This is a genomic window from Bacillus sp. V2I10 (genome assembly GCF_030817055.1).
Lineage (GTDB): Bacteria > Bacillota > Bacilli > Bacillales > Bacillaceae > Bacillus_P.
The window spans coordinates 5,300,636-5,313,201 of sequence record NZ_JAUSYV010000001.1; the positions used below are offsets into that span (position 1 = coordinate 5,300,636).

Genomic DNA, 12,566 nt, shown 5'->3' on the forward strand with positions numbered 1-12,566 from the left:
TTTTTTGATTTTCCAATATTAGTATTTTATATTACTAAGTACTTGGATGAGTGCGTTAAACTACGAGTGATAGACGTTATTTGTAAGTGAACAAAATTAAGCCCTGCAAGCGAGTCCTGCAGTGCCATTCTATTTTCACCTTCAACTAAAAAACATATTCCAAGCCGCATGAACAAATATAACAATCAGCAATGATCCAGAAATCCGATAAGCAAACCCAAACGAAAATCCCAGGACAATTCCCAATATTGGATTAAGGTGCATCGATCCGAATAACAACGATGCGCAAATAATGCCAACAACGAAATGATAGAGTTCGGTTAAAAAACGCTGAAGAACCCCTCTAAAGACGAATTCTTCCATTATCGGTATAAGAATCCCCAGTGTGACAATATCAAGGATAATTTCTGTCCATCCATACCCCTGATAGGTCCGCCCTGTAAGCATCAGCTGCAGACTTTCAATCGGGCTGAAATTTTGATTAATCACAACTTGATAGATAACGGGAATGCCGATGCCAATCACAAACCCCGCAAAGAGCTTCCACCTTTTCTTTGGTATTAAAAAGAGTTCTGCTTTACAATAGTTCCAAATGGAAGGAAATACCCTTACTACAGCCACTAAAACAATTAAGGCTAAAAACGTGGCAAGTGCCCCGTTGCTCGTAACAATATGAGAACGATCGTAGACCGGTCCCATCACTAGAAACACTGTCATAATGATGGAATAGAGAATAATATGCAGAACGAAAAACAGAAAGACTTTAAGACCCTTCGGACGTTCTTCATTCTTTTCAGTCACAACAGGTTCAGTACTCAAAGAGAGGCCCCCTAATACAATCCTTTAACGTTTCGAACGACCCAGTTGGCCATAGAAATGCCTTCTTTAAGTTCATGGAAGTCTTTTTCCGCCTGCTCTGCCGTTTCGTGGTTCTCGATTGCTTTATCATGCAATGCCTTGATGGCTTCACCTTCGAGCTCCGCAACAAGCCTTCCTTGGATATAGATAAGGAAACCTTTGTATTCAGCGTATTTATCAACTGCTGAGAGCCCTGATTTCAGCTGCATAAGCTCACTTTCAACGCGCGCCTCCATCTGCCTTTTCAAACTCTCTCTTTGCCGGATCCTCTCAATCTCTCGATTAATTGTTTTCTGGAGGCTGTCTATCTGGTCCATGATCGCATCCTGTGCTTCCCCTGCCTGCTCGGCCGCTTCTCTCTGAAGCTGCCTGAGCTGAGCATTTGCTTCATCTAATAGATTTCCAAACATTGTTTTCCCTCCCTTACTGCAAAATCCAGTTGGCAAGCAGTTGATCCCGCTCTTCAAACTGATTAGCCATGCTTTCAAATAAGGTTTGAATGTCAGCTAAATCCTTCAGCGTCTTTTGAAGGCTTGCAAGTGCCTGATTTAAATCTTCATCATTGAAGAATACCGGCATGCCCCCTGATTGTGAAAGCGATAAATCAGAAATGGCCACTCTTACATCAGTCTGGGACAGTAAGTTAAATTCACCCGAAAGCTTCGAGTCGAAATCTCTTAAAATATCTTGCACGACTTCATTGTGTTCATGTTCAAACTGAATAATCTTCATTTCAAACTCTTTCATGAGCGTATATTTCTCCTGAATCATCTGAACCATCTCGGTAACAGAAGCAAAATCCAGTTTAATAGCTCCGCTGCCGTCTGATGATAGAGGAGTCCCGTAAACAAATTCATCTTTGTTCCTGTTGTATAAAAAAGATGTGTTCTGAGTAGGATCTGTATTAATCGCATTGCCGTTCTCGTCAAACATAAAGTTTTGATCGTTCAACCCATGGGAACCGCCTTCCAAAACAGCCGTATCTGTTAAATAGGCAACGGTACCCCCTAAGTACCCAGGCAAACCTAAAAGCCAGGCATTATTGACATTATCGGTTCTAAGCTGACGGTCAAGCATAGGGTTGTGTGTGTAATACGTTGTTCCTCCGTGCCGCTCATATTCAGAAGACCATCCGGCACCTACTGCATCATAAGGATGTACAAGGTTAATGGCTGTCTTTTCAAATTCACCGCTGTATATCTTGCCCTTCATTTCATCTGTGTAAAGATTTGTGATGGAAGGTCCATTAAACCCGAACGAGAACACACCATTATGGATTCCTGCATACTCAGCCTCTGCTTCTCCGAGGGAGTGTCCAGTAGTTGATACTACGGAATTCTTATACTCTGCCTTTACCTCTGCAACCAGCTTATTGGACTGCTCAAACGCTGTATCCTTTTTAACCAGCTCATAATTGTCATTCATTAGCATTGCTTCCTGCCCGCGGCCGCCAGAATATTTAATTAGAGTACCTGAATCTTTGTCTTTTAAAAATAAAGTAGGTACCTTCGGATCTGCTCCCATCACAACGTGCTTCCCATCCGAAGTTAATACGTCCGTAGATACTTGACCAGTATCCGTACCAGCAAAGCCGACAACTACATTTTTAGGAGTTTCACTCTTGACCCATTTGCCATCTACCTTATCACCTTGGGAAAAGACGAATGCGTCGAGGCCTGTGTGGGGGTCTCTTTCTACTCGGTCTACGTACCATTGTTCTTTTGTGCCTTTTCTTGTTTGTACAAATAAAGGTATTCCTTTTTCAAAATGCTCTTCTAAAAGAGTATATTGATACGTTAAGGCAGAAATCGAATAATAAGTTTCATCGGAAATATCTGGAATATTAATATAAGTTGACATATACAACACCTACTTCTTTTTGTAAAATAGAGTTCAGAGAGGTGAACCGATAATGATGAAGAAGCTTTCCTTTGGCTTTATCTTACTAATGTTGGGAGCTGTTTTAATGAGTTGTAATTTACAAAATGACAAAAATGAAAATGATCCTAAAATTGAAGAAGCTAAAAAAGATACTGAAGAATATATCAAAGAAAATTATCTTAACGTTAAAGAAGTTACCATTACTGAAACCGAAACAAACCCTATGGGATTATTGGTTATTACCGGCTATATAAATAAAGATGAGAACAAGGGCTTTTCTGTAAATTATGATTTTAATCAAAAAGACGTCATCAGTGGTGGGGTAGACGCTGAACTAAAATAAAAATAGATAGTACTCTACTTACAAAACTTCATCTAAATGTGAAGTTTTTTTATTTCCTATAGAACAAGGAAAAAATCCCTATAAAGTCTTTATCTTAGAGAATGTAAAATTAAACTAATAATTTACATAATATTCAAATAACACAACAGGAGTAGTTCTTTTCTATAGCAGTTACATACGTGAAAGGTCACAGTCTCATTCTATGTTAATTTAAGGAAACTAATAAATGAACCCTGCAAATATCATATTTATACAATTAGGTAATATATCCTAAATTATTTTTTGTTTCGGTAAGAAGGATCAATAGATTAAGATATAAGAGCATACAAACCATATTTTTTAGAATCATAGTTAAACATTTGATTTCTCCCTTATTTAAACACTTCATTATTCTGACCTTATATTCGTTTCTCATTCAGGATGCGCTTGGAAAACAAAAGAAGATGTATCCAAAGCTGAAGCTGAAGCTGCTGCCCATAGGCTATCTAAATAACGAGAAAGAAACGTTTTTTTCTGTTCATTATGATTTCAGCCAAAAAGACATTACTGGTGAAATAGTGGATGCTGAAGAGAAATGACAATACTCTACGAGCTAACTCAAATGAAATGGGGATTCAATCATGAAGAAACGGATTATTTTCTACCTAATTATCTCTTTATTTCTCATCTCAGGCTGCAACAAAGAAGCCGGAATGGACAAAAAGTATATTGAAGAAACAGCATCCCATGTGGCAGCAGAGTACATGCTTGTTGAGGAAGACATAGATTTTGTTGTGACAAACGTTCAGATTACCAATGACGATGTTGGAGCAGCATTTGTAGATGGATACGTTAAAGGTGATGAGGAAAAAAGAATGTTTGTAACGGTTGATTATCTGGACGATTTTAAAGTCGGCGGATATGGAGAATTAGAGTAATTTTTAATAAATATTAATTAAAGGTAACAATTTAAAAGCTCTGTAAATATTACTAGGAGATCCTTCTCTCAAAAGCTTAATACCAATCTCTCATTTTCAACTGCTAAACCCTTGTCCATTAAGGTGTATCCCCATCTGTGGTCACCTTTACAAACTTTATTCCCTCTATTACATACCTTTTACAAATAGACGTTATGCTTGGAAGGTAAGCCTACATACTAGGAGGGAAAACAGTTGAAAAAAGGATTAAAACCTATTTTATTCGCGGCAATGGTATTAGTCATGATAAGCAGTTTGTTTTCAGGAATGCAAAGTGTTTCAGCTGAAGAAAAATCCAAACAAGCATCAGAGGTAGATTTAAGGGTTATGACTTACAATTTAAGATACTTAAACAGCACTGATCCTTCCCCGCATTCTTGGGCGGAACGGGTTCCTACTATTAAGAAGCTTATTCAAAAAGAACAGCCAGATATCATTGGAACTCAGGAAGCTGTCTACCAGCAAATTCAAGATTTAAAAGACACACTACCTGAATACAATTGGATTGGCTTAGGTCGTGAAGGCGGAAGCAAAGGCGAATACTCAGCTATTTTCTACAACGAAAACAAGTATACTCCACTTGAATATGATCACTACTGGCTGTCAGATACTCCAAATGTTATTGGGTCTAAGTCTTGGGGGAACCAAATTCCACGTATGGTAACGTGGGCAAAGTTCCTTGATAAACGGATCAACCAGCAATTCTACGTAGTAAACACTCATTTTGATCACCAATCACCAGAAGCCAGAGAAAAAAGCGCAGCATTAATTTTAGAAAAAACAAAAGCGTTCAATCCCGATTTTCCTGTCATCTTAACAGGTGATTTCAATGCTGGTCCTACTAGTCTTCCACATCAGACCCTGACAAAAGACGGGGAGTTCAGTGATCTTTGGGATACAGCTCAAACTCGCGTGAACGAAGATCTTGGAACGTTTAATGGTTTTAATGATCCTACTGGGCAGGGACCTGAGAGACGTATTGATTGGATCCTTGCAAAAGGAAACATCTTAGCAAAAACAATTGAAATTATTAACTACCAAAAGAATGGACAATTCCCAAGTGATCATTATCCGGTTATGACGGATCTAACAATGAGCTATAAATAAACAAAAAGGCAAAAGAAAAACGATCAGGACTGATCGTTTTTCTTGTTTATTACCGATTTTTAAATAACTCATCTAAACCCTTTAAGAATTCGTCCAACTGTTCCTCAGACTGAAGCTTAAATGAACTTCCATAATGAATATACGCCTTCCCATCATTCTTCCTTCTGGGAAATCTGCGCAAAGCAGTGTTATGCACATACCCATCGCTCCTGCCGGTTAGTTTAAGGGACTCTGCCGTATCCGGATGAAGAACAATCCCAATTCCCTTAGTGGTCAATGTGTAGATGACGTCTTTGCTTATAATATGTTCGTATTCTGTCGCTTTGGTTGTTTCTTTTGTTGGTTTGAAGTTATATTTTGCGAAAATCTCGTTCATGTTTCTCTCCTCTACTTTCATTCCTCAACAGCTGGTGTCAAACTATTACCTATTCCCTAAAAAACCCCCATGTTCCTGCAAGATAGAACAAGATTTATATGTCCATCCTCCTGTTATTCTTCTAAAATCCTTCTAATTCCAACATGAAATTACAAATCTTTACGATGGTACAGAAATTAGTCATTTAAATCTTAACTTTTTGTCATGTTTTGTCATCTTCTTTCTATTTAACAATTTTTTCTAATAGTTGATAATTTATTCGTATCCTATTTATTGAGGGGGAGTTACATGTATAGAAAAACCATGGCAGGATTATTAGCTGCCGGAGTAGCGTTTAGTTTTAATGGAGTTATGGCTGAGGTCCCAGTTCAGGCACCTAACGCTCAATCCAGTTCTGCTTTTGACAACAAGATTATCAAGAAAATCAGCTCTGATAATATGTATAACACGGTTGCAAAGCTGTCGCAGCAACCTCGTGAGGCTGGTACCAACGGAGAACTGGTGGGAGCTCAGTACATAAAAAGTCAATTTGAGAAGTATGGCTACGAGACTAAATTGCAGCCGTTTCCTTTTTATGAGACAGTTAGGAATAATGTATCCGGCTCCCTTCAAGTGAACGGCCAAGTATTCACACCTTATGTATTCAGCGGCTCTTACAGTGCTGAGGTAACAGGACAGGTGATTCACGTCGGCAAAGCTCTTGCCGGTACCATTTCTGATGAGGTGAAAGGGAAAATCGCTCTTATTGAGCGCGGAGACATCACCTTCGTGGAAAAAATTCAAAATGTTCTCGACAAAGGTGCCATCGGGGTCATCATGTACAATAGCAGCGGAAGTTCAAATGCTTTTGGACAGGCTGCCTATGGACAAAATATCCCTGCAGTGGCCATTACGAGAGCTGAAGGACTTGCTTTAGTAGATAATTTAAAGACAGGGCCGCTTACTTCCACGATTAAAGTTACTGGTTCAGGCTTTGTTGAAAAAACGTCTTACAACGTCATCGCCAAATTGAAACCACACAAAACCAAAGATAACGGCCAGGTAGTCATGGTTGGCGCACATCACGATTCTGTCCACGGCGGACCGGGAGCAAATGATGATGCATCCGGCGTATCGGCAGTCCTTGAGCTTGCCCGAGTAATGGCCAACATGCCAACGGATACGGAGCTCCGCTTTGTTACATTCGGTGCGGAAGAAAAAGGGCTTTTGGGCTCCTATCATTATGCCAGTACTTTAAGTGATCAAGAGGCTGATCGAATTGTCGCCCATTTCCAAATGGATATGATCGGAAGCAAGGATGCGGGCGGAGACAATCCGGCAGGCGGCTTAATCATGTATACGATTGACGGGAAGAAAAACCTTGTAACAGATTTAGCTTCGGCAGCAGGCGCGAGAACGGCAGCTGCCGAAATCATTCCTTACGGCCAGCTGGGACGAAGTGACCACCAGCCTTTCCATGAACTTGGCATTCCGGCAGCCTTGTTCATCCACTCACCGGTTGAACCATGGTACCACACTCCAGCTGACACGATTGATAAAATTGACAAAAACAAATTGCAGGAAGCGGCAGAAATTGTTGGGGCATCTGTTTACCAGATTGCTAGACCGGATACTCCAGCTTTGGAACATGCAAGAGTTGCACCTGGTTCAGTTGACTATGATTTCGAGGATCGTCCGGTTCAGTAAAAGATAGGAAATGGCTGCAAGGCTCTTCGAGATCTTGCGGCTCTTTTTGTTCTTAGTTTCTACTCCAGATTAGTATGCTTTTCTAGTTTTAAAAAAGGATTGTCAGTCTATGAATCTATAATTATGCATATATTAGATTTTAATACAAAAGGGGAATTCGATGAAAAAACCAGTATTTTTATCCATGATTGCAATTCTTTTTCTATTAATCTCGTCTGTAGGTGGCACGACCGCTTCTGCTGTAAGCTACTCACCGTCTCTGGTACATAAAAAGGGAGCGATGGCGTACGAGCATACAAAGTATCTATCTGAAAAGATCGGCAGCCGTGTTTACGGTACAGCTGATGAAGTTAAGGCAAAAGACTATGTTCAGCAGCAGTTTGAGAGAATCAGTTATAAACCTAGTGTACAATCTTTTAATTTTACTAGAAGAGGTAAAGAGTACTCATCTGCAAACATGCTTGCCTATAAACAAGGTAAGTTCAGTAAACAAATCATTGTAGGTGCCCACTATGATTCGGTTTCAATTGGCAAGGGAGCCGACGATAATGCTTCAGGTGTTGGAGTGATGCTGGAAGTCGCCGAAGTCTTGAAAAAAGTAGAAACTCCATATTCTATCGTTTTTGTTGCATTTGGCGCTGAAGAAGGCGGTTTGAACGGTTCAAACTACTATGCAAACCAAATGACATCAAAAGACATCAAAAACACAGTTGGAATGATTAACCTGGACAGCCTTGCTGCAGGAGACAAAATGTATGTCCATGGCAGTGCAGGAGAGGCTGGCTTTATCCGTGACCAAGCTATCAAAATCGCCAAAAAGAAAAAGCTAGATATTGGCATTAACACAGGATTAAACCCTGATTACCCAGCAGGCACAACAGGAGACTGGAGCGACCATGCCCCATTCAATGAACTGGGAATTCCATTTGCATATTTCGAATCAACGAACTGGGAAATCGGTGAATTGGATGGATACGAGCAAACGGAAGAGTATGGCGGGATTTGGCATACTGAAAATGATACACTTGCCTTTATTGAGGAAGCATTTCCTGGTAGAACACATGAACGGTTGACGACTTATAGTCAGGTTCTTACAGATTTGTTGAAGTTTATGAATAAGGCGAGCACGCCTAAATAAAGGTGCCCAATGTGGCCTAATGAATACAAAAACAAGACAGGAAACATTGTTCCCTGTCTTTTTCACTTTCAAAATATTGTTCTCTCTCTTATACTCTTGTATTCAAATACTCTTCTACTTCCTCCGGAGTTGGATAAGATGACTGTGTTCCTCGTTTAGTAACACTCAATGCCGCAAATGCTGTGGCCATTTTTATCGCTTGAAGCACGTCCCCATTTTTCACAAAAAAGTGTGCAAAGCATCCAATGAACGCATCGCCTGCTCCAGTGGTATCAATCGCTGCCACTTTATGTGAGTCGATAACTTGTGTTTCATTCTTTGTAACCCACATCACACCGCGGCTGCCCATTGTGACAATGACATCTTTTACACCTTTTTCAATCAGGACGGATGCTGCTGCTTTGACTTGCTTATCTGATTCAACGGGCATGCCAGTTAAGATCTCAAGTTCGCTTTCATTCGGGATGAAAAAGTCGCTTTTGCATACATATTCAAAATCCAAGTCCTTTGATGCAGGTGCCGGATTCAAGATGACAGGAATACCATGGTCTTTGCCAAACTCTATCGAGCGGTAAACCGTAGGGAGCGGAACTTCAAGCTGAAGAACAATGAGTGAGCACGTTTTAAGCTTTTCAGCTGCACGGTCCACATCTTCCGGCAGAAGATGCTGATTTGCTCCTTTAATAATCAGGATGCGGTTCTTTGACTCCGGGTCAACAAAAATTGGTGCCACACCGCTTGATGTGCCTGATACTTTATTTGTAAACTCTGTATCGATTCCGTACCTTTCAAGGTTTTGAATCGTGTTGTCTGCAAAAAGGTCATCGCCTACTTTCGTAACCATCATTACCTTAGAACCCATTTTGGCAGCTGCTACAGCCTGGTTTGCCCCTTTGCCGCCGCAGCCGATTTCAAAATCAGGCGCCTCAAGCGTTTCGCCTTCTTTTGGCATTTTATTAATGTATGAGATAAGATCCACCATATTGGATCCGATAACTGCTATATCCATTTTCTTTTCCTCCTTATTTCTTGCCGGTCACAACCGTAAATGATCGTTTTTCCCCAGCTCCAAGCGTAATTAATGTTCCTGCTTTCTCAGCAGCGCTGAAGCCTTCAGGCCGGCATGTTGCAGGCAGGACAAACGCTCCTACCTGCTGGTCCGTATTATGTAATAGCCATCTTGTAGCATAATTTAATTCCGCTGTTTTAAATTTCGTAAAGAACATTACGCCCTTTGGTGAAACCATTTCAAACTCTGCTATATCTTGATACTGATTCAGTTCATCTGCAAAGAACACAATCTCTGGATCATACATGTCTGGATTGGTTAATTGAGTAAGCGATTCTTCGCCACTCAGCAGCTTCTTATTATAATTCATCCATTTTTCAGTTGGCTTCACATGAACTGGAATCGATTCCCTAAGTTTGAAAGCATCCTGCGGAATGTTCTGCTTCATCACTGCCTGTTCAAGATAGGCGTAGTTTGTGTGGCACATATACTGAAGCGGCATTTCTGAACCTGAAAGATTTTTCACCGTCATATTCATCTTAATGAACGTTTCACCGCTTACCATTTCAACGCTTGGTGAGGCCAGATAATGATGGCCGAAGCCTTTCACATACTCTGTTTCACCGCAGACTTTGATGCCTTTGTCCGTAATTTCAAGCCAGGCTCTGTCCATTTCTGCACATGCCATTTCTCCGTGAAGTTCATGATCATCCTCCCGACCAGGACAGCCGTTGCTGATTAATCCAGAATGAAAAGCAAAACAGCCGTATGTATCAATTACCTGTTCTGCCTTTTTCGGCTGAGAGAACATGTTTTTCATTTTTAGATCGGCACCGTCAAATTCCAAATCCCAAATCATCTGGCCCATATATGGAAGAACAACCATTCTGCCGCTGGAATTTGTCAGTTCAATGGCTTCAACCCCTGATGGATATTGAAATAAGCTTACTGTAAATTCACTGTTTCTGAAAATCACTTTGCTGCTTTCGTTAAAAAACGCACGCTGTAGTTCTATCATACCTGTCATTCTTTCCATTCCTTTCGGAGCCCCATTTAGATCGGGCAGCGGGGTCAGCGGCTGCCCTTGTCTGTTGGTGTCTAAGTCTTATGCAGTTTCCTTTGATTTTACTTGCTCAGCGTTTTTTTGTGTTTTCATTTCACCGTAGAAATAAAAACCTACATAAACAAAGCAAGCCATTGATACTAGGAAAGCCGTCTGCATAGAACCGAAGATATCAGAAGCAAATCCCTGAACTGCTGGGACAACAGCACCCCCGACAATCGCCATAACAAGAATGGCGCCAGCTGTTTCTGTGTATTTTTTCTCTTTTACGACTTCAAGCGTTTCTGCATAAATCGTCGGCCAGCACGGTCCAAACAGCATGCTGACTGCAACAGCCGCATACACCGCTGTCATATTCGGCACGAATGCCACATAAGCAAGTAGAGCTGAACCGATGATTGAATACGAAACTAATACTTTTGACGGTGAAAAACGAGTCATCAAGAAATTCGCGATAAATTTACCAATAAAGAAGGCAATAAAGCTGTATACCATGAAGTTTGAAGCTGTACGTTCATTAATGTCTGGATTAAGATCGAGCGCAAGACGGATCGTAAAGGACCAAACCGTTACCTGCATCCCTACATATAAAAATTGAGCGGCAATTCCTTTGCGGAAGCGTTTGATGCCAGCTAAGTATTTAAGTGTCTGCAAGATGCCAGGTGCTTTCTCTGAAGCTTTGCTGCTTATCACTTCCGGTTTACAAGAAGGGAATTTAGTAAACACAAACAGAACTAGTACACCGACAAGAACGAAAATAATATATTTATAAGGTTCAAGAGTATGCTCGAGCATTTTCAATCCAAAAGCCTGAGCTTCTGCCGGAGCCATCGTCGCCATTTGAGCTTCAAGACTTGCACCTTCCTGGAACACAAGATATTTTCCAAGCAGGATTCCTGAAATCGCGCCAATTGGGTAAAACGTCTGGCTGATGTTCAATCGAAGAATCGCATACTTGCGCGGTCCAATCATTGAACTATATGTATTCGCAGCGGTTTCAAGAAAACCTAAGCCAATCGCGATTGAAAAAATCGCAAATAAGAACATCGTGTAAGTGGCCATATGAGATGCCGGGTAAAACAACGAACAGCCCACAATATAGAAAAGCAATCCTGTAATAATCGCAAACTTGTAATTTGTTTTCTTAATCACCATGGAAGCAGGGATCGCTACCAAGAAATATCCTCCGTAAAAAGCACTCTGTACTAAAGCGCTTGCGAAATCGCTTAGTTCAAACACATGCTTGAACTGTGTGATCAGAATATCATTCAAGCTTGCCGCCACTGCCCATAACGGGAACAGCAGAGACAAGAGGATAAACTGAAAAATTGGTGTGCGGTTCAAATACCCATCCTGAAGCTGAATAATGTTGTTTGCTTTCATTTCTAACATCCCCTTTTGTTAAAATAAACTCTTACTCTATAAAATTAGTATCCACCCTCAACAGCTTCACCGTTTATAATCTTCACGCCTGAGCTTGCCCCAATACGGTTCGCACCAGCCTCAGCCATCGCTCTCAAATCATTCAAATCGCGAATTCCCCCAGATGCTTTTACGCCAGCCTTGTCCCCAACAACCTTGCGCATTAATGCTACATCTTCAACTGTCGCTCCCCCTGTTGAAAATCCAGTAGACGTTTTGACAAAATCGGCACCGGCGCGAAGGGAAAGCTCACAAGCAAGTACCTTCTCTTCCTCAGTAAGCAGGGATGTTTCGATAATCACCTTCACAATCGCTTTTGATTCAGCAGCCTCAACAACCGCACGTATGTCAGCTTCAACTGCTTCCTCTGCTCCTGATTTTAAAAGACTGATTGCCAACACCATGTCCACTTCTTCAGCGCCATTTTGAATCGCATCCGCTGTTTCTGCAGCTTTAACTGCAGCCGTTGATGCTCCAAGAGGAAAACCAATAACGGTACAAACCTTCACATCGCTCCCTTTAAGCTCCTCTGCTGCTGTTTTCACCCATACCGGATTTACACACACTGACGCAAATCCATATTCTCTCGCTTCTTCACTAAGCTTTACAATTTGCTCTTTTGTTGCCTCTGCTTTTAACAAAGTATGATCAATCATTTTTGCTGTGTTCATATCTCTATCTCCTCTTTCTTAAGTTAAAATAAAACGCTTTCAATATATGGTAAGGC

14 protein-coding genes are annotated in these 12,566 nt (G+C 40.9%); 6 read left to right on the forward strand and 8 right to left on the reverse strand.

What is annotated here, in order from left to right:
- Nucleotides 1-141 precede the first annotated feature (141 nt).
- Genes QFZ72_RS26780 through QFZ72_RS26790 form a run of 3 tightly spaced genes read right to left on the reverse strand, consistent with a single transcriptional unit; the run spans nucleotide 142 to nucleotide 2,718 of the window.
- On the reverse strand, nucleotides 142-819 hold the full coding sequence (locus QFZ72_RS26780) for a CPBP family intramembrane glutamic endopeptidase (protein ID WP_307439365.1): 678 nt from the start codon (nucleotides 817-819) through the stop codon (nucleotides 142-144).
- Nucleotides 820-830: 11 nt separating this feature from the next.
- Entirely contained in the window at nucleotides 831-1,268 is a 438-nt protein-coding gene (locus tag QFZ72_RS26785) for a hypothetical protein (protein ID WP_307439368.1), read from the reverse strand.
- Nucleotides 1,269-1,281: 13 nt separating this feature from the next.
- Complete coding sequence (locus QFZ72_RS26790) at nucleotides 1,282-2,718, reverse strand: hypothetical protein (protein WP_307439370.1); 1,437 nt, start codon at nucleotides 2,716-2,718, stop codon at nucleotides 1,282-1,284.
- Between the two features lie 52 nt (nucleotides 2,719-2,770).
- On the opposite strand from QFZ72_RS26790, the gene QFZ72_RS26795 reads away from it, so the two are divergent.
- The 4 genes from QFZ72_RS26795 (at nucleotide 2,771) to QFZ72_RS26810 (ending at nucleotide 5,145) form a co-directional block, all read left to right on the forward strand.
- A complete protein-coding gene (locus QFZ72_RS26795) occupies nucleotides 2,771-3,082 on the forward strand; it encodes a DUF1433 domain-containing protein (protein ID WP_307439371.1) in 312 nt (103 codons plus the stop codon).
- A 443-nt stretch (nucleotides 3,083-3,525) separates the two neighbouring features.
- Entirely contained in the window at nucleotides 3,526-3,660 is a 135-nt protein-coding gene (locus QFZ72_RS26800) for a hypothetical protein (RefSeq protein ID WP_307439375.1), read from the forward strand.
- Nucleotides 3,661-3,702: 42 nt separating this feature from the next.
- Nucleotides 3,703-3,999, forward strand: coding sequence for a hypothetical protein (locus QFZ72_RS26805; protein WP_307439378.1), 297 nt, complete (start codon nucleotides 3,703-3,705; stop codon nucleotides 3,997-3,999).
- Between the two features lie 234 nt (nucleotides 4,000-4,233).
- Nucleotides 4,234-5,145 (forward strand): endonuclease/exonuclease/phosphatase family protein, encoded by a 912-nt coding sequence (locus tag QFZ72_RS26810; protein WP_307439379.1) that lies wholly within the window; start codon nucleotides 4,234-4,236, stop codon nucleotides 5,143-5,145.
- A 49-nt stretch (nucleotides 5,146-5,194) separates the two neighbouring features.
- Here QFZ72_RS26810 and QFZ72_RS26815 read toward each other — a convergent pair whose 3' ends face one another.
- The gene (locus QFZ72_RS26815) at nucleotides 5,195-5,521 is read right to left on the reverse strand and encodes a hypothetical protein (protein ID WP_307439380.1); all 327 of its coding nucleotides are present in this window, start codon (nucleotides 5,519-5,521) and stop codon (nucleotides 5,195-5,197) included.
- A gap of 288 nt (nucleotides 5,522-5,809) precedes the next feature.
- Between QFZ72_RS26815 and QFZ72_RS26820 the strand changes: the two genes are divergently transcribed.
- Both QFZ72_RS26820 and QFZ72_RS26825 read left to right on the forward strand, forming a co-directional pair.
- Nucleotides 5,810-7,207: a M28 family peptidase gene (locus QFZ72_RS26820; RefSeq protein WP_307439381.1), complete on the forward strand. Its 1,398-nt coding sequence runs from the start codon at nucleotides 5,810-5,812 to the stop codon at nucleotides 7,205-7,207.
- Nucleotides 7,208-7,367: 160 nt separating this feature from the next.
- Nucleotides 7,368-8,345 (forward strand): M20/M25/M40 family metallo-hydrolase, encoded by a 978-nt coding sequence (locus QFZ72_RS26825; protein ID WP_307439383.1) that lies wholly within the window; start codon nucleotides 7,368-7,370, stop codon nucleotides 8,343-8,345.
- A gap of 88 nt (nucleotides 8,346-8,433) precedes the next feature.
- Here QFZ72_RS26825 and rbsK read toward each other — a convergent pair whose 3' ends face one another.
- The 4 genes from rbsK to deoC all read right to left on the reverse strand — a co-directional run bounded on the left by rbsK (nucleotide 8,434) and on the right by deoC (nucleotide 12,510).
- Complete coding sequence (gene rbsK, locus QFZ72_RS26830) at nucleotides 8,434-9,354, reverse strand: ribokinase (RefSeq protein ID WP_307439384.1); 921 nt, start codon at nucleotides 9,352-9,354, stop codon at nucleotides 8,434-8,436.
- Between the two features lie 13 nt (nucleotides 9,355-9,367).
- Entirely contained in the window at nucleotides 9,368-10,390 is a 1,023-nt protein-coding gene (locus tag QFZ72_RS26835) for an aldose 1-epimerase family protein (protein WP_307439386.1), read from the reverse strand.
- Between the two features lie 69 nt (nucleotides 10,391-10,459).
- A complete protein-coding gene (gene fucP, locus QFZ72_RS26840; protein ID WP_307439387.1) occupies nucleotides 10,460-11,800 on the reverse strand; it encodes an L-fucose:H+ symporter permease in 1,341 nt (446 codons plus the stop codon).
- 44 nt (nucleotides 11,801-11,844) lie between these two features.
- Nucleotides 11,845-12,510: a deoxyribose-phosphate aldolase gene (gene deoC / locus QFZ72_RS26845; RefSeq protein ID WP_307439389.1), complete on the reverse strand. Its 666-nt coding sequence runs from the start codon at nucleotides 12,508-12,510 to the stop codon at nucleotides 11,845-11,847.
- Nucleotides 12,511-12,566: the final 56 nt, after the last annotated feature.